Source organism: Halomonas sp. DQ26W (genome assembly GCF_003339685.1).
Taxonomy (GTDB): domain Bacteria; phylum Pseudomonadota; class Gammaproteobacteria; order Pseudomonadales; family Halomonadaceae; genus Halomonas.
Genome location: NZ_QPKI01000003.1, coordinates 86,691 through 105,512, shown reverse-complemented (window position 1 = coordinate 105,512; position 18,822 = coordinate 86,691). Strand labels below are relative to the sequence as shown.

Genomic DNA, 18,822 nt, shown 5'->3' with positions numbered 1-18,822 from the left:
AGGGTTGGGCAGGCGTCCACATTGTACGGACGCGCGCCGGCAAGTCAATCGTCATTGGGCAGCACGAGACAGGTAGCGGCGGACTCGGGGCGCCTCTGCTCATCGACGGCGTCCAGGCGTGGCACTATGCCGAGACAGGGCCCGGGGAGGGTGCGCTCGAGGGTGACCAGGTTCTCTTCATAGAGGGTCGCATCGGTGGCAAAGTCGGCGTCGAGCAGGTTGCCTATCCAACCGGCGAGGCGCAGGCCATCGGCTTGGATCGCCTCCGCCGTCAGTCGCGCATGGCTGATGCAGCCAAGCTTCAGGCCGACGACGAGGATCACCGGGAGCTGGAGGCGCACGGCCAGGCCGGAGAGGTCCTCGCTGTCATTGAGCGGGACGCGCCACCCTCCGGCGCCTTCGATCAGGGTCAGGTCGCGGGGACTCATGAGAAGTGGCTCGACATGGTTGGTCAGTGCCGACAGGGTCACATCGCCGACGTCACGTCGCGCCGCCAGGTGGGGGGCGATGGCGGGCGCGAAGGCGAAGGGGTTGACGACGGCATAGGGCACGGCCGGCTCGCTGCGCGATTGCAGGGCAAGGGCATCGTCGTTGCGCAGCCCTGCTGAGGTGAGTCGGCAGCCTGAGGCGACAGGCTTCAGCCCCAGGGTGGTGAAGCCTTGGCGACGAGCCAGGGCCAGCAGGCCGGCGGTGGCCAGCGTCTTGCCGGCATCGGTGTCGGTTCCGGTGACGAAATAGGCAGGCATTGTGCTCATTTCCTGTCGAGAATCAGCGTCAGCCGCGTGTAGCTCACCGGCAGACCCCGGGGCACGCGAAGAGACTCATAGCGGCGCTTGGCGCGAGCCAGGTCGGCCCGGGTGAGGCGAGCATCGGGGCGGGGCATCTGAGCGCCGACCCCCTTGATGGATGCCATCACCGCGGCCAGGTCCGGATAGAAGAAACGCTCGATTTTCTCCTCCAGCCGGACGCCGTCGAAGCCCGCCAGTTGCGCACCGATCAGGTGGTGCTCGCGGGAGCGGAAGCCGAGCAGGGCGGAGGAGGACCAGGCATGGGCCACTTCGCCCAGGGTGCCCGGCCCCAGGGTGTTGATCAGGGCACGGCCGCCTGGGCGCAGTACGCGCTGAATCTCCGGCAGCACGACATCCAGGTCGGGGCACCACTGAATGGCCAGGTTGGAGAAGACGAGGTCCTGCGTCGCATCGTCCAGCGGCAGCGCGCCGGCATCGGCCTGGAGCCACCGGATGCATTCGCCATGGTCGTTGCGAGCCTTTGCGAGCATGCCGGGGGCCAGGTCGAGGCCGGTTACCCGGGCATTCTGCCCGTAGCGAGAGGCCAGGCGCGCGCTCCAGTGTCCTGGGCCGCAGCCGAGGTCGAGGATGGCTGTGGCATGCGAGGGCAGGTGGCGCCAGAGCGCCTCGCCCATGGATAGCTGCGCTCCGGCCAAGATGGCATAGCGGGGAGCGGCGCGGGAAAAGGCGTGGGCCACCCGGCTGCGCCATGTCTCGGTCTCGACAGGGGTGATGACGACTTGAGCGGCCACTGTCATGACACCTCCTCCCTGCTGCCGGCGGTTTCGTTCCGGCCATCGCCAGCGCGCTGGGCGATATCTACCAGGTGGTCTGCCAGCCGGTCTGGACGGGTGAGCATCGGACAGTGCCCCGTTGCACTGAGTGTCACGTCGGCGGCGTGCCGCGTTGCGGGTGAGAGCAGGGGGTCCTGCTGGCCGGCCATGCGCAGTACGCTGCAGGGCGGTGCCGCCAGCATATGGGTGACATCGAGCGTGGCCAGTTGGGTGAGCCCTGCGGCCAGTGTCGAGTGGGGTGCGCTGGGCTGCCTGCCGATCAGGCTGAGCAGGCGCCGATGTGCGGTACGTGGATCGGGTTCGCCCTGCATCTGCCAGCGCAGAAAGTGTTGCCAGGTCGCTTCCGGGTTGCGCGCAAAGGCACGACGGAAGGTGGCCAGCTCCTGCGGGGTAACGCCCTCGGCGTTGCAGAATCGGGACCCCGTTCCCAGCATGAGCAGAGTGCGTGGCGCAGGCAGGTGCGCTAGCAGTGCACAGGCAAGCAACCCACCCAGCGACCAGCCGACCCAGACCGCATCGGCAGGAAGCGCCGCCGCCATCCGGTGACCAAGGCCGGCCAGGTCATCGGGGGCCAGCATTTCATCGAGCGCCTGACCGGCATAGCCCGGCCAGTCGGGTGTCGTCACTTTGACGCCGTCAGGCCAGTAGGGGGCGAGGGGCTGCCAGATCCGGGCATCGATGCCCCAGCCGGAGAGCAGTACCAGTTTCGTCATGGCGTGCGCTCCGCCTGCTGAAGGCCGGCCAGGGTTTCCAGCAGGGCATCGAGGGTGTCGTGGGTATGTCGCGCACTGAGGGTGATGCGCAGGCGCGCCTGGCCTGGCGGCACGGTGGGCGGTCGAATGGCGCCCACCAGAAAGCCGGTTTCCTGCAGTGCGGAGGCCCAGTGCATGGTGCGAAGGCTATCGCCAAGGAGCAGGGGCTGGATCGGCGTGTCGGAGTGGGCAAGGGGCAGCCCGAGCCGCTCGGCCTCATGGCGAAAATAGCGTACCAGGCTCAGCAGCCGGGTGCGTCGTTCGGGTTCGGCAGCGAGAATGTCCAGCGCCTGCAGAGTGGCGGCGGCCACCCCCGGCGGCTGGGCCGTGGTATAGACATAGGGACGAGCGAACTGAATCAGATGGTCGATCAGTTCATGGCTGCCGGCGACGAAGGCACCGGCAGTTCCCAGGGCCTTGCCCAGGGTGCCGACCAGGATCGGCACCCGCGCGGCATCCTGGGCTCGTCCTGCACACCCTTCCCCGCGGTCGCCGAGGACACCCAGGCCATGGGCGTCATCGATCATCAGCCAGGCATCGTGTCGGGCGCTGACGGCGGCCAGGCCCTCGATATCGGCCACGTCGCCATCCATGCTGAAGACGCCGTCGCTGATCACCAGCTTGAGGGTGTCGGACGGCACCGGTGCAAGAAGGCGGTCAAGGTCATCCAGGTCTCGGTGGTGGAAGCGTCGCGACCGGGCGCCGGCAAGGCGCGCGCCATCGAGCAGCGAGGCGTGATTGAGGCGGTCCTGGAAGAGGTGGGTATTGCCATCGCAGAGCGCCTGCAAGGTGCCCAGGTTGGCCATGTAGCCGGTGGAGAAGAGCAGCGCCCGTGGCCGGCCGGTAAGCTCGGCCAGGCGCTGCTCCAGGGCCTCATGGACGCCGAGGTGGCCACTGACCAGGTGGGAAGCACCGGCACCGGCACCGAAGCGGCTGGCGCCCTCGGCCTGGGCCTGGGCCAGGCGTGGGTCCCGGGCCAGGCCGAGATAGTCGTTGCCGGCGAAGTCATGCATGCCGCTGTCAGGCCCGTGCGTAACTCGCTGGCGCCAGAGCCCCTGGAGCCTGCGCTCCTGTGCCCGGGCAGCCAGCCGCCGGGACCAGTGGCTAGGTTGCTGCATCACGTCGCGCCTCAGGCCAGGGTGGCGTCGTAGGCGAGGGTGTCGGCCCTGGACTGGCTGGACTTGAGCGCCATGGCCGCCTCCAGATTCTCTCGCTGGCATGTGTCGTCCGTGCAGGTCTCGCGGACCCTTTTCTCAACGTGCTCGGGGTGCAAGCCGAGCTTGTCGAACAGGGCGCGGTCGCGTTCCGCCTGGGGGTTGGCGGTGGTCAGCAGTCGCTCGCCGTAGAAGATGGAGTTGGCGCCGGCCAGGAAGGCCAGTGCCTGGGTGGATTCGCTCATCTGTTCGCGCCCGGCGGAGAGTCGCACATGGCTTTTCGGCATCAGGATGCGGGCCACGGCGATGGCGCGGATGAAGACGATGGGGTCGAGATCCTCGACATCCTCCAGCGGCGTGCCGGGCACCTTGACCAGCATGTTGATGGGTACCGATTCGGGGTGGGGCTCCAGACGGACCAACTGCTGCAGCAGGGCGGCCCGGTCACGAGGCGTTTCGCCCATGCCCAGAATCCCCCCGGAACAGACCTTCATGCCGGCTTCCCGCACGCTCGCCAGGGTCTCCAGCCGGTCGCCATAGGTGCGCGTGGTGATGATCTCGCCATAGTAGTCCGGGGAGGTATCGAGGTTGTGGTTATAGTAGTCGAGCCCGGCGCCGGCCAGGCGCTTCGCTTGGTCGCTGTCCACCATGCCCAGGGTCATGCAGGTCTCTAGCCCCAGCGACTTGACCCGACTCACCATCTCCATCACCACCTCGAAATCCTTCTCCCGCGGGCTGCGCCAGGCCGCTCCCATGCAGAAGCGGCTCGCTCCCGCGTCGCGTGCCGCCTTGGCTTGCTCTACCACCTTCTCGATTTCCAGCAGTTTTTCCTTGTCGAGGTCGGTATTGTAATGGCCCGACTGGGGGCAATACTTGCAGTCCTCGGGGCAGGCGCCGGTCTTGATCGACAGCAGGGTGGAAACCTGCACGGCGTTAGGGTCGAAATGGGTGCGGTGCACCTGCTGTGCCCGAAATAGCAGGTCATTGAAGGGCAGGGCAAGCAGCGCCTCGATCTCGGCCAGGGACCAGTCGTGGCGGACCTCAAGATTTCCGGCTAGGGTCTGCTCAGGGGGACTGGGGGCGTTGGGCGCTGAGGGCATGATCAGACTCGCTTATGGTCAACCGGTTGAAAATAATTGGTTGACGGTAGGATTGCTTAAGATTGCCATTACTGTCAACCCTTCGGACAGGTTAGGTTGACGTGAAGAGCCCTACAGACAGGCGCAAAGCCCTCCAGATAGGGGGGCAGGACAGCAGGGAGCAACGAACATGGTAAGAAAGGCGACAGCGAAACGGAGACGAGAGCCTGTCACAGGGCATCGCTGGACGCTCTTGCCTCGTCAGATGCTGTCGGCTCTGGACGCTGGCCTGAGACGCGTGCTGCCCGGTCGCTGTGCCTTCTGCCTGGCGCCCGGCCAGGCGGGGCAGCCCTGGTGCCAGCCCTGCTTCGAGGCGTTGCCCTGGAATCTCCCGGCCTGCCCCCGCTGTGCCGAACCGCAGCCGTCTGGTTCGCTGGCGGGGCGGCTCTGCGGGCGTTGCCTGGAGCACCCCCCGAGCTTCGACCGGGCCTGGGTGCCACTGCGCTACCAGGACGAGGTGGCGTCCCTCATGCAGCGCTTCAAGTTCCAGGCCTCGCCCCGGGCGGGCAGCGTGCTGGTGGCGATGCTCGAAACCCGGCTGGCCGACATCCCGCACCCCGATGCACTGCTCGCCGTGCCGCTGCATCCGAACCGGGCCAGGCAGCGGGGTTTCAACCAGGCCGAGTGGCTGGCCCGGCGACTGGCCCCGCGCCTCGGCGTTCCGCTGTGGCTGGCCAGGCGCCTGGAGGATACCCCCTCCCAGCGGGGGCTCGACCGCAGCGAACGCCGGCGCAACCTGAAGGATGGCTTCGAAGTCACTTCCTCGTTATCCGGGAGAGTGGCGCTGCTGGACGATGTCATGACCACCGGGGCGACGCTGGATGCCCTGGCCCAGGCGTGCCGCCGCGCCGGGGCCGAAGAGGTGGAGGCCTGGGCGGTGGCGCGTACGCCATTTTCGCAACTCTGGTAGCATGCTACTCCGTTACTGGTCCCTTACTGGAACTTCGGAGGCAGCATGGCGTCGACGCACCCCTTTGCCCGGCTTGAACCGTCACGAATCGTGGCGGCGGTGGAGTCCCTGGGCCTTTGGCTGCCCGGTGAACCCTTTGCCCTGAACAGCTACGAGAATCGCGTGTTCCTGGTGCATGACGATGAGCGCCGGCGCTGGGTGGTCAAGTTCTATCGGCCTGAGCGCTGGACCGATGCTCAGATACAGGAAGAGCATGACTTCCTGATCGAGCTGGAGCAGGCCGGGGTCGCAGTGTCAGCGCCCTGGCAGGACGCGACAGGCGGCTCACTGCACCATGACCAGGGGTTTCGCTTCGCCCTTTTTCCCCAGGTGTCGGGGCAGGCCCCCGAGCTGGAAAAGCCTGCTCACCTGTTTGCCTTGGGCGAAGTCATCGGTGCGCTGCATGCCGTTGGTGAGCGGTCCTCGTTTCAGCACCGCTGCACCTTGAACCTGGATGCCATGGTATTGGAAGCGATGGAGCGGGTGCTCGGCAGCAGCTGGCTGGGGCGTCAGCAACGCCGGGCCTATGAGCGAATCTCCACCGCCCTTCACCAGGCCCTTCAGCCGTATGCCTGGGCCGGGGAGAAGGCGATCCGCGTGCATGGCGACTGCCACATCGGCAATGTACTCGGGCGCGACGAGAGCTTTACCCTGGTGGACTTCGACGACTGCCTGACGGCACCCGCCATACAGGACCTCTGGATGCTGCTTACGGCGGAGCACGACGCTGAATGGCAGATGCAGCTGTCCGAAGTGATGGAGGGCTATGAGCAGCACCGCGACTTCGATCGGCATGAGCTGACGCTGATCGAGCCGCTGAGGACCTTTCGGCTTATGCGCCACAGCGCCTGGCTGGTGGCGCGCTGGGAGGACCCCGCATTCCCGCCGGCCTTTCCCTGGTTGGCCGATGCAGGCTATTGGGACGGCCATATTCGTATGCTCGAGCAGCAGCGTCTGTTGCTGGAAAAGGCGCCGCGCTGGCTGGCCTGAGCGGTTAGCGGCGGGAAGCGATTGGCGGAATAAAGCAGACGCGCCCTAAAGGCTGGGGGCGCGTTCGTACGTTCTGATAGAGGGTTACTGGTAGAGGGTTACTGGTCCGGGTCGGGACGCTCGGCGGGTATGGGATTGGCAATACCGGCGCCATTTGCCTGGCGGCGTTGTTCATTGATGCGAGCCGCCGGGTTGTCCTGCTGCTCGATATCCAGCGCGCTGGCTAGCTTGAGCTGGAATGCGTGCTCCGGCGTCAACTCGCAGCGGCCGGCGTCGCAGGCGTCTATACCGTAGCTGCCGTCCATCTCGTAGGCGGCGGCCGAGATCTCGCCACTGAATATCTCGCTGTATGCGCCTTTTGTCTCGATGCAGGTCAGTGAATTGGCGGTAATGCGGACCCGCTCATCGTCCAGCCGGGCATCGCCTACCAGGACACAGTACTCTGGCAGCTCGTGAGAGGTGCTGGTATCGCCGCTGACCGGTTTGAGCAGAATGTCGTCCTGGCGCGGCTTGTCAGCGTCGAGTGTCAATTCGTCGATAACCTGAACGGCGACGCTGGAATCGGAGGGCAGCGACAAGGTGGCGGCAGAAGCGGCAAAGGGCAGCAGCAGGGACAGGCCAGCGGCTGCGAGGATCGGAGTATGGATCATGTCAGGCTCTCGATAGACACGGCTGCGCATAGGGGGCAGGCATTCGAAAAATTCGATTCTACCATAGCTGCCAGAGGGGCCGTAGCAAAGGAATGTCGCAGGGATCGGCAGCGATGTAAGCATGGACTGCGATCGGGGCGCGGTTGCGATAGAATCACCGTTCCAAGCAAATTTTTATTATACAAGAATGTTTCTTTGTATATTATTTGTGGATTATGTGATGGCCGGCCATCACCAAGCCATCGGTAAGCGTAGGGCCTGACCATGATCGAAGAACTTGCCAACCACTATCGCCAGATTATTCTCGAATTGGGGGAAAACCCGGAGCGAGAAGGACTACGTGACACTCCCAAGCGGGCTGCCAAGGCCATGCAGTTTCTCAACCGTGGCTATGCCCAGACGCTGGAGGAAATCATCAACGGGGCGGTCTTCGAATCCGAAACCGACGAGATGGTGCTGGTCAAGGACATCGAGCTCTATTCGATGTGCGAGCACCACCTGCTGCCGTTCATCGGCAAGTGCCATATCGCCTATCTTCCCAATGGCAGGGTGCTGGGACTCTCCAAGTTTGCACGCATCGTCGACATGTTTGCCCGACGCATGCAGATCCAGGAAAACCTGACGCGCCAAATCGCCGAGGCGGTCCAGCAGGTCACTGATGCCAGGGGGGTGGCGGTCGTCGTCGAGGCGCGGCATCTCTGTATGATGATGCGAGGCGTGGAAAAACAGAATTCCAGCATGACCTCATCGGTGATGCTGGGGGCTTTTCGCGAAAACCAGCCGACTCGCCAGGAGTTTCTGACCCTCGTCAACAGTCGCTGATCTCGCTTCATGCTGCCTGAACTTGGTGCGCGGGTGCTGAGCGCGTAGCATGGGGGGGATCTAGACTGGACTCACAGGGAGTGATGCTTCGTTGCGCAGTGACAATGCCCCCCGTTCCACGTTACGCCGACACTATTCCCCCTGGGCCATGGCGTCCATCGTCACGGCGATCTTCGCGCTTCTTCTTGCGGGCAGCATGCCCCTGCTGAACATCGCCGCCGCCATCTTCGGGGTCATGGGGCTGCGCCAGATTCGCGGCAACCCTGAGCGCTATATCGGCCGTGCTTTCTGCTGGATCGCCATCGCACTGGTGCTGATACTTGCCATACTGACAGCCATGGTCCAGCCCCCGCTTCAGGAAGGGGCCGAGCAGCACATGGTGCCGGAACAGGGCGTCGAGACGACGGAGTGACATAGCCTCGCATCACACGCTTACACATTTAGACCACAGGGCCGCTCGCCGGCCGGGAGACGAACATGGAAGCCTTGAAGGAAACGCAGCTCTACTGCCCCTTTGCCTACATCGATGGCAGCTGGGTCGCCGCCGACAGCGGCGAGCAGATCGATGTCGTCAATCCCGCCACCGGAGCGCCCTTTGGCAATGTACCGCGTCTGGGACGGGCCGAGACGGAGCGTGCAATCGCTGCCGCCGAGGCGGCGCTTCCCGGATGGAAGGGCCTCACCGCCCAGGAACGAGCCGATATCCTCATGAAATGGCATGACCTGATGCTGGAGCATCAAGAGGACCTGGCCATGATCATGACCCATGAGCAGGGCAAGCCTCTCAAGGAAGCCGCCGGTGAGATCGCCTATGCGGCAAGCTTTCTGCGTTGGTTCGCCGAAGAGGCGCGACGCGTCTATGGCGAAACCATTCCCGCCGCCAAGAGCAATCAGCGCATCGTGGTGACCAAGCAGGCGGTGGGCGTCGTAGGTGCGATCACCCCTTGGAACTTTCCTGCGGCGATGATCACGCGCAAGGCCGGGGCGGCATTGGCCGCGGGCTGTACCATTGTCGTGAAGCCGGCCAGCCAGACCCCGTTCTCCGCCACTGCGCTGGCGTTGCTGGCCGAGCGGGCCGGTGTTCCCCGCGGCGTATTCAACGTGGTGCCCGGGCGGGCCAGCGAGATTGCGGCGGCCATGACCGAATCACCCGTGGTACGCAAGATCACCTTCACCGGATCCACCGAGGTGGGGTGCCAACTGATGGCTCAGGCGTCACAGAACATTCAGAAGATATCGCTGGAGTTGGGTGGCAATGCCCCCTTCATTGTCTTCGAGGATGCCGATCTGGATGCCGCCGTGGAAGGCGCCATGGCCGCCAAGTTCCGTAATGCCGGACAGACCTGCGTCTGCACCAACCGTTTCCTGGTGCAGTCCAGTGTGGTCAACGCCTTCTGCGAAAAGCTGGCGGTTGCCATGAACAGCGAGCTCAAGGTGGGGGATGGCACCGAAGCGGGTGTCAATATCGGGCCGCTGATCGATGACAAGGCGGTGGACAAGGTTAGCGAGCACGTGCATGACGCCGTGGATCACGGTGCACAACTGCTGCTGGGGGGGCACCCGCATCCGCTTGGGGGGAATTACTTCACCCCCACCCTGATCAGCTTCGCTACCGATAAAATGAAGGTGGCTCACGAAGAGACCTTCGGCCCCCTTGCCGCGGTCTTCCCCTTCGAAGATGAAGAGGATGCCGTGCGGATGGCCAATGATACCCAGTATGGGCTGGCGTCCTATTTCTATTCCCGTGACCTGGGTCGAGTGTGGCGTGTGGCCGATGCGCTTGAGTATGGCATGGTCGGCGTCAACACCGGCCTCATCTCCAACCCCGCCGCGCCCTTCGGCGGTGTCAAGGCGTCCGGGCTCGGCCGCGAGGGCGGCCATCAGGGGCTGGAGGAGTTTCTCGAGACCAAGTACCTCTGCATCGATCTTGGCTGACAGTTAAAACCCCGCCAAGGTCAGCGGCTCCAAGCCGCGGCTGAACCGGCGACAGGCGCTACGCGGAGGCGCTGTGAACCCTTCCATGGGCGCTACCTTTTCCCTGCTTCGCTCTCGCATCCTGCTCCGCTTGCAGGGCCGGGGCTGGCCATCCATGGCCAGCCCGTTCGGAGCAGTACTCCTCACCCCTGGAAAAGGGTTCATCGCATTTTGGCGTGAACCTGCTCTGCATAGGCTGCATTGCGGAAGGTCGCATCGGCGATAGCGACGCAGGCGCTCCTTGTTGGAGCGCTGGTTCCCATCGCGACTGGCGCCGATAGGCGCCCGGCGGAGGCTGCCGCGCTGGCAATAACCGCGACCATCGGTAACGCCGCCGGGAGTCCTTCGGCCTCCAGTCGTGATCTGAATATACTCCTACAGCGCGGCCATGACTTCCCTTGCCATTTCACGCCAAAGTGTGAAGATCCTGGAAAAGGACCTCCGCTTCGGCCTGTCCCCGGCGCCGCTCGCGTCGGCAATCAAGGCAAACCCCCATCGGTTCAAACCGATGGGGGTTTCCATTATGCGGCTGAGAAAACGCATGACCGAGATCCAGCGTTTTTAATGCTTAAAATGGCGCATGCCGGTAAACACCATGGCAATGCCCGCCTCATTGGCGGCATCGATCACCTCCTGGTCGCGCATCGATCCGCCAGGCTGGATCACCGCCGTGATACCGGCGGCAGCGGCGGCATCGATACCGTCCCGGAAAGGGAAGAAAGCATCGCTAGCCATGACCGAGCCGGGCACTGTCAGCCCCTCGTCGGAGGCCTTGATGCCGGCGATCCTGGCGGAGTAGACGCGGCTCATCTGGCCGGCACCCACACCGATGGTCTGGCCAGCCCTGGCGTAGACGATGGCATTGGACTTGACGTACTTGGCCACTTTCCAGGCAAAGGCCAGGTCGCGCATTTCCTGCTCGCTTGGCACCCGTTCGCTGACGACGGTCAACTCATCGTGGCCGACCATGCTCAGATCCCTATCCTGGACCAGAAGCCCACCCGTCACGCGCTTGAAGTCGTGGACGTGCTCGCGCTTGCCGGGCCAGCTGTCGCCAACGTCGAGCAGGCGCACGTTCTGCTTCTCGGCGATGATCGGCAGGGCTGCCTCTTCGACGCCGGGGGCGATGATCACCTCGACGAACTGCCGGTCGATGATGGCGCGTGCCGTGTCGGCGTCCAGCGGCACATTGAAGGCAATGATCCCGCCAAAGGCGCTGGTGGGGTCGGTAGCGAAGGCCTTGTCGTAGGCTTCGATGGCATTGGCGCCAACCGCCACGCCGCAGGGGTTTGCATGCTTGACTATCACGCAGGCGGTATCGGTGAAGGCCTTGACGCACTCGAAGGCGGCGTCCGTGTCGGCCACGTTGTTGAAGGAGAGCGCCTTGCCTTGTAGCTGGGTGGCAGTCGCCACACTGGCTTCGCGGGCATCGGCCTCCACGTAGAAGGCCGCACTCTGGTGCGGATTCTCGCCATAGCGCATGGACTGCTTCTTGTGGAACTGGCGATTATAGGTGCGCGGGAAGCCATCTTCACCACCGGGCACTCGGCTTCCCAGGTAATTGGCAATGGCGGCATCGTAACCAGCGGTATGCTCGAAGGCCTTCACGGCCAGGTCGAAGCGGGTGGCATCGTTGATGGTGCCCCGCTGCTTGGTCATTTCGGCCAGCACACGATCGTAGTCGCCGGTATCCACCACAATGGTGGTGTAAGCGTGGTTCTTGGCGCAGGCGCGCACCATGGTGGGGCCGCCGATATCGATGTTCTCGATAGCATCTTCCAGGCTGCAGCCAGGCTTGGCCACGGTCTGGGCAAAGGGATAAAGATTGACCACAACCATGTCGATGGGGGCGATGTCATGTTCTGCCATGACCGCATCGTCCTCGCCTCGTCGGCCGAGGATGCCGCCATGGATCTTGGGGTGCAGTGTCTTGACTCGTCCATCCATGATCTCGGGGAAGCTGGTGTGCTCAGAGACTTCCGTCACGGCGACAGCGTTCTCGGCAAGCAGGCGAAAGGTGCCGCCGGTCGAGAGCAATTCGACCCCTTGCTCAATTAGGCCCCGGGCGAAGTCAACGATGCCGCCCTTGTCGGAAACACTGATCAGGGCGCGGCGAACCGGTCGGGAGGCGGGGATATCGGACATGGTGCGACTCTATGTTGGTGATGAAAAAACGGGTTGAAGCGGTGTATACGACCGGGTCCATGGGCCTGCGGAATCAGATCAAGTCATGCTGCTTGAGCTTCTTGCGCAGCGTGCCACGATTGAGGCCCAGGATCTCGGCGGCGCGTGTCTGGTTGCCCTGGGTATAATCCAGCACGGCAGACATCAGCGGCGCCTCGACCTCGGCCATTACCATGGCGTAGAGATCGGTCGCAGTACCGCCGTCAAGGTGGTCGAAGTAACGTCGCATGGCACAATCCACGGCTTCACGCAGCGGCTGTTCTACCGATGCTGACGATGAGGTCGGCGTTTCGAGCCCGTCCAGCTCGGCGCAAGGACCGATGTCAATATCCGACAGGTCGGGTTTCCGGTTGAAGGCTTCACGATTCATGCGGCACTGATTCCATTCGCTGCCCCGGGCTTGGCTGGGTCTCTCCCGGGGCAAAAGAGGTCGTGGATGAAGTCATACTGCTCGGCTGGGTGCTCCAGGATGTTGAAGGCAGCGCGTAGCTCTCGCTGCCGGCCCTCGCTCAAGCGAGGGTCCGAGGCGAGATACCAACCGAGGTGTTTGCGCGCAATGCGCGCACCCATTGTCTCTCCGTAGAAGGCGTGCAGGGCTGACAGGTGACCAAGTAATACGTCGGCGCGCTCGCGGTCCACGGGAGGGGGCATTGCCTTTCCATGGCGGAGGTAATAATCGATCTCGCGGAAAAGCCAGGGATTGCCCTGAGCGCCGCGACCGACCATTACCGCATCCGCTCCAGTATAGTCGAGAACGAAGGCGGCCTTCTGGGGAGAATCAATATCACCGTTGGCAAACACCGGAATGCTCACCCTTGACTTGATATCGGCGATGGTTTCGTACTCAGCCTCGCCGCTATAGCGCTGCTGGCGGTGACGGCCGTGTACCGCCAACGCCTGGATGCCAGCCGCTTCAGCGAGTCGGGCCACACGTATTCCATTGTTGCTGTCGGCACACCAGCCGGTACGGATCTTGAGCGTCACCGGTACGTCCACCGCGGTTACTACTGCCTCGAGAATCTCGGCCACCAGGGCTTCGTCGCGTAGGAGTGCCGAGCCGGCAGCCTTGTTGCACACCTTCTTGGCCGGGCAGCCCATGTTGATGTCGATGATCTCTGCCCCTCGCTCGGCATTGAGTCGGGCGGCTTCGGCGAGCATCGCCGCATCGCCACCGGCAATCTGCACCGTGCGGGGGCCTGGCTCACCTCGGTGATCCAGGCGCTGGCGGGACTTGCGGGTATGCCACAACGAAGGGTCCGAGGTCACCATTTCGCCCACCACGAGGCCGGCTCCGAGTCGACGGCATAGCTGCCGAAAGGGGCGGTCGGTCACGCCGGCCATGGGCGCCAGAACCACACGGTTGGGGAGGCGATGTCGGCCGATCTGTGGCAAGGGGCGGCTATCGGACATGATGCGGTCCAGTGGCTCGGGGGCTGCATATCATACGCCCCCGGGGACTGATGGTGAAGGTGCCAATAGGTGTTGTACCCGGCTCAGGCCGGGCGCCGACCGCTTAGACGCACCCATCCCTCGCGAATTTCAGGCTCCTCCATGACCAGGTTTTGTTCTCGGTAGGCATCGAGCACTTCGTCGGCCTGGCTTTCGAGGATGCCCGACAGTACCAGTCGGCCGGCGGGAGCCACGTGGTCAGCAACGGTCGCTGCCATTTCGATCAGCGGGCCGGCCAGAATATTGGCAATCACCACCGGAAATGTCGCTGCGCTAGTGCCAACTTCAACCAGCTCCTCAGGGTAGCAGAGGCGCAAGTCGTCCTCGGCAATCGCGTTGCGGGAGGCATTGTCCCGACTGGCCTGCAGCGCCTGGGGATCGATATCGGTGCCGATGGCCTGGCGCGCACCCAGCTTGAGGGCTGCTATGGCGAGAATGCCTGAGCCGCAACCAATGTCGAGTATGTCTCGTCCACTCAGCTCGTCCACAAGGGCCAGACCGTCCAGCCATTCCAGGCAGAGCGCCGTGGTCGGGTGGGTGCCGGTGCCGAAGGCAAGCCCCGGATCCAGGTGCAGGTTGACCGCGTCAGTGTCGGGAGGCTCGTGCCAGCTCGGCACGATCCACAGCCGCTGGCCCATGCGGAGGGGCTGGAAATCGTCCATCCACTCCCGCTCCCAGTCCCGATCGGCCAGGAGTTCGTGCTCGATTTCCGGACAGGGTTCGCCTGGCATGGCCTGGCCCCAGGCTACTGTCAGGCGCTCTAGCATGGCCGTGAGGCCCTCCAGGTCGTCGTACAGGCCGGTCAGCACGGTTTCGTCCCATAGCGGCGTGGTGCCTCGCTCGGGCTCGAAGACGGGGTCGTCATGGGCGTCCTGCAGGGTGATGGCGGTGGCACCTTCTGCCATAAGGAGTTCCTCGAGCAACTCCGCCTGTTCCGGGGCGATGCGAGCCTTCAACTGCAGCCAGGGCATGGTAGTTCTCCGTGCGTAACGCAGGCGGGGTGGCCATGGGCCACCCCGCCGGGATCGAAAGCCGGGCTCAACTGCCGAGCTTCTTTTCCAGATAGTGGATGTTTACACCACCTTGCTGGAAGTAGCCGTCGCGAACCAGATCCTTGTGCAGGTCGATATTGGTCTTGATGCCTTCCACCAGCAGCTCATCGAGTCCGTTGCGCATGCGAGTCAGGGCGATCTCGCGATTGTCGCCCCAGGTAATCAGCTTGCCGATCAGCGAGTCGTAGTGTGGGGGTACCGTATAGCCAGTATACAGATGCGAGTCCATGCGCACGCCGAGGCCGCCGGGAGGGTGATAAAGCGTCACCTTTCCGGGAGAGGGCATGAAAGTGCGTGCATCCTCGGCATTGATGCGGCACTCGAAGGCATGACCGTTGAGCTTGACGTCTTCCTGGCTGATCGACAGCGGCAGTCCGGAGGCGATGCGAAGCTGCTCGCGGACGATGTCGATTCCGGTCACCATCTCGGTGACGGGGTGTTCGACCTGTACCCGGGTGTTCATCTCGATGAAAAAGAATTCACCATCCTCGTAGAGGAATTCAAAGGTACCTGCGCCACGATAGTTGAGTTCGATACAAGCCTGGCGGCACGCCTCCAGCACCCGGGTCCGTGCCTCGGGGTCGATACCGGGTGCTGGAGCTTCCTCCAGAACTTTCTGGTGGCGTCGCTGCAGTGAACAGTCGCGGTCGTATAGGTGGATGGCATTGCCCTGGCCATCGGCCAGTACCTGTACCTCGACATGGCGCGGTTTCTCGAGAAACTTCTCCATGTAGACGGTGCCGTCACCGAAGGAGGAGTGTGCCTCGGTGCGTGTCACATTGACGGCCGAAAGCAGGTGGGCTTCGGTATGTACCACTCGCATGCCGCGGCCGCCACCGCCGGCGGCGGCCTTGATGATCACCGGGTAGCCAATGCGTCGAGCAATGGCAACGATATCGCCTTCGTCATCGCCTAGTGGGCCATCGGAGCCGGGTACCGTGGGCACGCCGGCTACCTGCATGGCTTCGATGGCACTGACCTTGTCGCCCATAAGACGAATGGTCTCGGCCCGCGGGCCGATGAAGACGAAACCGGAGCGTTCCACCTGCTCGGCGAAATTGGCGTTCTCGGAGAGGAAGCCGTAGCCGGGGTGTATGGCGCTGGAATCGGTGACCTCCGCGGCGCTGATCAGTGCCGGGATGTTCAGATAGGACTGAGCCGAGGGCGCCGGCCCGATACACACGGCCTCGTCGGCCAGGCGCACGTGCATGAGTTCACGGTCTGCCTTGGAGTGAACGGCCACGGTCTTGATGCCCAGTTCCTTGCACGCACGCAGGATACGCAGAGCGATCTCGCCGCGGTTGGCGATGAGAACCTTGTCCAGCATGATGGAGTCCGCCAGTTCTGGGTGAAAGATCAGGAGATGACGAGCATCGGCTGGTCGAATTCAACGGGCTCGCCGTCCTCGACCAGAATTGCCTCGACCACGCCATCACAATCGGCTTCGATCTGGTTCATCATCTTCATGGCTTCGACGATGCACACAGTCTCACCTTTCTTGACGCTGGAGCCGATTTCCACGAAGGGCTTCGAGCCCGGCGCCGGGCTGCGGTAGAAGGTGCCGACCATGGGCGAAGTCAAGGCGTGGCCCTCATAGGGGGGTGCCGTATCGGCAGCCGGTTCCGTTGAGGGAGAAGTGGCGGCAGGAGCGGCAGGAGCGTATTGCGGCGCCCCATACTGCGGCGGCATCTGGGGCTGCGGACAACTCACGCCATTGGGGTGTCGGCTGATGCGCACAGATTCCTCACCTTCCTGAATCTCGATTTCGCTGATATTGGATTCTTCGAGCAGCTCGATCAGTTTCTTGACCTTGCGGATATCCATGACTCTGTCTCGATCGGTGGGTAGGGTGACGGCTGGCAGGGGGCGCTGTTAACCCAAGCCAACTTTCGATAGATCCCGGCAAGATATCGAATATTGCCGACGCTATTGGCCTTGATGCGTGCTATTAGCGAAGTGTGCCTAAAATTGCGAGGGATGTCCAGCCAGAGGGAACAGTGTTCGCCATCTCGGTCGGATAGCGACTGTCAATCAAGATTTGGGGCAGCGGGTGGTGGGCCTGGGATCAACTGCTGCGCTGGCCCAGCCAGTCAAGGACGCCCTGCAGGTGACCGGCAAACTCGTTGGCTCGCACCTCGCCCTGGATACGGGCTTCACGAATCTCTTCGCCCTGGTCGAAGAACATCAGGCTAGGTGGGCCGAACAGGCCGAAGTGATCCAGCAGTTCGCGAGACGACTCGCCGGTGCTTGTTACATCGACATTGATGCGGGCGAACTGCGACAAGGGCTCGGCCACCTGGGGGACGGGATAGACTTGTCGTTCCATCTGCTTGCAGGAAATGCACCAGTCGGCGGTGAAGTGGACGAAGGTGGGTACCGCCTGCTCGGCATTGCGCTGCAGTGCGGCCTCCAGCGTGGTCAAGTCATCGACGGTGGTTATCTCGACCCCTTGCTGGGTGCCGCCCGCCTGGGCGAACGGTGGAGCCAGGGGGCGAAGGGGGTCGTGGGCGCCTCGGGCCGCACCGATCACCAGGGTGATTCCCCAGGCCAGCAGCAGCAGGCCCGCTGCCTGGCGAACCCGTGGCCAACCCTGTGCGAGATTGAGCGACAGCGCGCCCAGGGCCAGGGCGCTGCCAATGGCCAGGGCGGCCCACAGCAGCAAGGTGACCGGGGGTGGTAGCAGACGCTCCACCAGCCAAATCGCCACGCCAAGAAGCAGTATGCCGAAGAGAATCTTGACCCCGTTCATCCATGCGCCGGTGCGCGGCAGTGCCGTGGCGCCGAAGGTGCCTACCAGCAGTAGCGGGACACCCATGCCCAGACCCAGCGCAAGCAAGGCGGCGCCCCCCATCATGGCATCTCCGGTGGTGGAAATGAAAACCAGGGCGCCGGCCAGCGGTGCCGAGACGCAGGGCGAGACGACCAGCACCGAGAGTGAGCCGGCACCGGCCAGGCCGAGTGGGCCGCTCTGCTGGGCGCGTACCTGCCAGGCATCGACACGCCCGGCCAGCCTAGGGGGCAGGCGCAGGTCAAAGGAGCCGAACATGGCCAGGGCGAAGAGGGTGAAGAGACCGGCGAAGACGATCAGAACCGGAGCCGACTGCAGGTGCGCCTGCAGGTTGAGACCGGCGCCGAACAGGCCCATCAGCACACCGACGGCGGCATAGGTCAGTGACATGCCGCCGACATAACTAGCTGAGAGCACAAAGGCTCGGGGGCGAGTCGGATTCTGGCCGACGATGATTGAGGAGAGGATCGGCACCATCGGCAGCACGCAGGGCGTGAAGGTCAGCGCCAGGCCGGCCAGGAAGAACAGACCGAGGGTCATCGGTAGGCTGGCATTGCTGATCAGGGCATTGAAGCGGCCGTCTTCGCTTTGTGGCGTCTGCAGTGTGCCGGCTGAGCTCGTTGCGCGGCTCGCGTAATCGTTGCGAGTCGCATTGTCGCCGGTGCCGCCACCGTTTCGCCACCCCACGAAGGCGGCAGGCATGGCGCGCTCAGGTGCCTGCAGGTCGACCTGCTCAGGTGGGTAACAGAGTCCAGCGTCGGCACAGCCCTGGAAACGAACCGTGATCTCCAGCGGACCGACGGCATTGCCGTCAATGGGGGCTTCGAACACGACCCGGTCATAGAAGACATAGACGTCGCCCAGGAACTCGTCGTTCCTGAACTCACCCGGCGGAATTATCGGCTCGCCCAGCGCGGGGTCGAGGTCACGGTTTTCGACGCCGAGTTGGTGACGATAGAGATAATATCCCTCGGCGTTTTCGAAGCCGATGTAGAGCGTCTCGCCGTCGTGCCAGGCGCTGGGCTGGAAGGCCTCCATGACCGGCAGGAAGTCGCCCTGGTTGCTCGATGAGGAGAACCACTGTGCGTTGGCTACGAGCGGCATGCACAGGAGCAGTACCAGGGCAAGCCATCGAGCGGGGTAGTGAATCGGCAACTTAGTCATCCTTTTCCAGGTCAGGTAAGCGCCTTTGAGACTCGCTTCACCATGTGGAGTTCCGCGCATGAGGCGTCTTAAGGGACACTGCCAGAATAACTCACGTCGATACAGTATTGAACATTGCTGTTACTGCCCGACTGCGTTCGTTTGTCGCACTGGCGACGCATCACGCCACCGGC

The 18,822-nt window shown here is 63.6% G+C and carries 18 protein-coding genes; 5 read left to right on the top strand and 13 right to left on the bottom strand.

The annotated features are described in order from the left end of the window. Positions 1-44 precede the first annotated feature (44 nt). Genes bioD through bioB form a run of 5 tightly spaced genes read right to left on the bottom strand, consistent with a single transcriptional unit; the run spans position 45 to position 4,588 of the window. Positions 45-746 carry a dethiobiotin synthase gene (gene bioD / locus DU490_RS02460; protein WP_114572757.1) on the bottom strand — a complete coding sequence of 234 codons (702 nt, stop codon included), beginning with the start codon at positions 744-746 and terminating at the stop codon, positions 45-47. A gap of 5 nt (positions 747-751) precedes the next feature. After that, on the bottom strand, positions 752-1,546 hold the full coding sequence (locus tag DU490_RS02455; protein ID WP_114572756.1) for a methyltransferase domain-containing protein: 795 nt from the start codon (positions 1,544-1,546) through the stop codon (positions 752-754). Continuing rightward, positions 1,543-2,295 carry an alpha/beta fold hydrolase gene (locus DU490_RS02450; protein ID WP_114572755.1) on the bottom strand — a complete coding sequence of 251 codons (753 nt, stop codon included), beginning with the start codon at positions 2,293-2,295 and terminating at the stop codon, positions 1,543-1,545. Before DU490_RS02450 ends, DU490_RS02455 begins: the two co-directional genes overlap by 4 nt. Continuing rightward, positions 2,292-3,452 (bottom strand): 8-amino-7-oxononanoate synthase, encoded by a 1,161-nt coding sequence (gene bioF / locus DU490_RS02445; RefSeq protein WP_258801160.1) that lies wholly within the window; start codon positions 3,450-3,452, stop codon positions 2,292-2,294. Before bioF ends, DU490_RS02450 begins: the two co-directional genes overlap by 4 nt. 11 nt (positions 3,453-3,463) lie before the next feature. Continuing rightward, the gene (gene bioB, locus DU490_RS02440) at positions 3,464-4,588 is read right to left on the bottom strand and encodes a biotin synthase BioB (protein ID WP_114572753.1); all 1,125 of its coding nucleotides are present in this window, start codon (positions 4,586-4,588) and stop codon (positions 3,464-3,466) included. 232 nt (positions 4,589-4,820) lie between these two features. On the opposite strand from bioB, the gene DU490_RS02435 reads away from it, so the two are divergent. Then, complete coding sequence (locus DU490_RS02435; protein WP_258801159.1) at positions 4,821-5,537, top strand: ComF family protein; 717 nt, start codon at positions 4,821-4,823, stop codon at positions 5,535-5,537. A gap of 45 nt (positions 5,538-5,582) precedes the next feature. Then, entirely contained in the window at positions 5,583-6,566 is a 984-nt protein-coding gene (locus DU490_RS02430) for a serine/threonine protein kinase (protein WP_114572751.1), read from the top strand. 98 nt (positions 6,567-6,664) lie between these two features. Here the strand turns inward: DU490_RS02430 and DU490_RS02425 are convergent, their stop codons facing one another. After that, complete coding sequence (locus tag DU490_RS02425; RefSeq protein ID WP_114572750.1) at positions 6,665-7,216, bottom strand: hypothetical protein; 552 nt, start codon at positions 7,214-7,216, stop codon at positions 6,665-6,667. 264 nt (positions 7,217-7,480) lie between these two features. Between DU490_RS02425 and folE the strand changes: the two genes are divergently transcribed. The 3 genes from folE to DU490_RS02410 all read left to right on the top strand — a co-directional run bounded on the left by folE (position 7,481) and on the right by DU490_RS02410 (position 9,973). Continuing rightward, positions 7,481-8,038, top strand: a complete 558-nt coding sequence (folE, locus tag DU490_RS02420) for a GTP cyclohydrolase I FolE (protein ID WP_114572749.1) — start codon at positions 7,481-7,483, stop codon at positions 8,036-8,038. A 91-nt stretch (positions 8,039-8,129) separates the two neighbouring features. Then, a complete protein-coding gene (locus DU490_RS02415) occupies positions 8,130-8,450 on the top strand; it encodes a DUF4190 domain-containing protein (RefSeq protein WP_114572748.1) in 321 nt (106 codons plus the stop codon). A gap of 65 nt (positions 8,451-8,515) precedes the next feature. Continuing rightward, the gene (locus tag DU490_RS02410) at positions 8,516-9,973 is read left to right on the top strand and encodes an NAD-dependent succinate-semialdehyde dehydrogenase (protein WP_114572747.1); all 1,458 of its coding nucleotides are present in this window, start codon (positions 8,516-8,518) and stop codon (positions 9,971-9,973) included. A gap of 600 nt (positions 9,974-10,573) precedes the next feature. Here the strand turns inward: DU490_RS02410 and purH are convergent. From purH to dsbD, 7 genes are all read right to left on the bottom strand, one after another. Further along, positions 10,574-12,157 (bottom strand): bifunctional phosphoribosylaminoimidazolecarboxamide formyltransferase/IMP cyclohydrolase, encoded by a 1,584-nt coding sequence (gene purH, locus DU490_RS02405; RefSeq protein ID WP_114572746.1) that lies wholly within the window; start codon positions 12,155-12,157, stop codon positions 10,574-10,576. A 73-nt stretch (positions 12,158-12,230) separates the two neighbouring features. Then, entirely contained in the window at positions 12,231-12,566 is a 336-nt protein-coding gene (gene fis / locus DU490_RS02400; RefSeq protein WP_258801157.1) for a DNA-binding transcriptional regulator Fis, read from the bottom strand. Further along, positions 12,563-13,606 (bottom strand): tRNA dihydrouridine synthase DusB, encoded by a 1,044-nt coding sequence (gene dusB / locus DU490_RS02395; RefSeq protein ID WP_114572745.1) that lies wholly within the window; start codon positions 13,604-13,606, stop codon positions 12,563-12,565. Before dusB ends, fis begins: the two co-directional genes overlap by 4 nt. An 83-nt stretch (positions 13,607-13,689) precedes the next feature. Further along, the gene (prmA, locus tag DU490_RS02390; protein WP_114572744.1) at positions 13,690-14,616 is read right to left on the bottom strand and encodes a 50S ribosomal protein L11 methyltransferase; all 927 of its coding nucleotides are present in this window, start codon (positions 14,614-14,616) and stop codon (positions 13,690-13,692) included. A gap of 67 nt (positions 14,617-14,683) precedes the next feature. Continuing rightward, positions 14,684-16,024, bottom strand: a complete 1,341-nt coding sequence (accC, locus tag DU490_RS02385; protein WP_114572743.1) for an acetyl-CoA carboxylase biotin carboxylase subunit — start codon at positions 16,022-16,024, stop codon at positions 14,684-14,686. A 29-nt stretch (positions 16,025-16,053) separates the two neighbouring features. Continuing rightward, entirely contained in the window at positions 16,054-16,521 is a 468-nt protein-coding gene (gene accB, locus DU490_RS02380) for an acetyl-CoA carboxylase biotin carboxyl carrier protein (protein WP_114572742.1), read from the bottom strand. 241 nt (positions 16,522-16,762) lie between these two features. Next, positions 16,763-18,649, bottom strand: coding sequence for a protein-disulfide reductase DsbD (gene dsbD, locus DU490_RS02375; protein WP_114572741.1), 1,887 nt, complete (start codon positions 18,647-18,649; stop codon positions 16,763-16,765). Positions 18,650-18,822: the final 173 nt, after the last annotated feature.

Excerpts from the sequence above, each read along its gene's own strand:
- bioD (WP_114572757.1), bottom strand. The coding sequence starts at position 746 with ATGCCTGCCTATTTCGTCACCGGAACCGACACCGATGCCGGCAAGACG.
- DU490_RS02455 (WP_114572756.1), bottom strand. The coding sequence starts at position 1,546 with ATGACAGTGGCCGCTCAAGTCGTCATCACCCCTGTCGAGACCGAGACA.
- DU490_RS02450 (WP_114572755.1), bottom strand. The coding sequence starts at position 2,295 with ATGACGAAACTGGTACTGCTCTCCGGCTGGGGCATCGATGCCCGGATC.
- bioF (WP_258801160.1), bottom strand. The coding sequence starts at position 3,452 with ATGCAGCAACCTAGCCACTGGTCCCGGCGGCTGGCTGCCCGGGCACAG.
- bioB (WP_114572753.1), bottom strand. The coding sequence starts at position 4,588 with ATGCCCTCAGCGCCCAACGCCCCCAGTCCCCCTGAGCAGACCCTAGCC.
- DU490_RS02430 (WP_114572751.1), top strand. The coding sequence starts at position 5,583 with ATGGCGTCGACGCACCCCTTTGCCCGGCTTGAACCGTCACGAATCGTG.
- DU490_RS02425 (WP_114572750.1), bottom strand. The coding sequence starts at position 7,216 with ATGATCCATACTCCGATCCTCGCAGCCGCTGGCCTGTCCCTGCTGCTG.
- folE (WP_114572749.1), top strand. The coding sequence starts at position 7,481 with ATGATCGAAGAACTTGCCAACCACTATCGCCAGATTATTCTCGAATTG.
- DU490_RS02410 (WP_114572747.1), top strand. The coding sequence starts at position 8,516 with ATGGAAGCCTTGAAGGAAACGCAGCTCTACTGCCCCTTTGCCTACATC.
- purH (WP_114572746.1), bottom strand. The coding sequence starts at position 12,157 with ATGTCCGATATCCCCGCCTCCCGACCGGTTCGCCGCGCCCTGATCAGT.
- fis (WP_258801157.1), bottom strand. The coding sequence starts at position 12,566 with ATGAATCGTGAAGCCTTCAACCGGAAACCCGACCTGTCGGATATTGAC.
- dusB (WP_114572745.1), bottom strand. The coding sequence starts at position 13,606 with ATGTCCGATAGCCGCCCCTTGCCACAGATCGGCCGACATCGCCTCCCC.
- prmA (WP_114572744.1), bottom strand. The coding sequence starts at position 14,616 with ATGCCCTGGCTGCAGTTGAAGGCTCGCATCGCCCCGGAACAGGCGGAG.
- accC (WP_114572743.1), bottom strand. The coding sequence starts at position 16,024 with ATGCTGGACAAGGTTCTCATCGCCAACCGCGGCGAGATCGCTCTGCGT.
- accB (WP_114572742.1), bottom strand. The coding sequence starts at position 16,521 with ATGGATATCCGCAAGGTCAAGAAACTGATCGAGCTGCTCGAAGAATCC.
- dsbD (WP_114572741.1), bottom strand. The coding sequence starts at position 18,649 with ATGACTAAGTTGCCGATTCACTACCCCGCTCGATGGCTTGCCCTGGTA.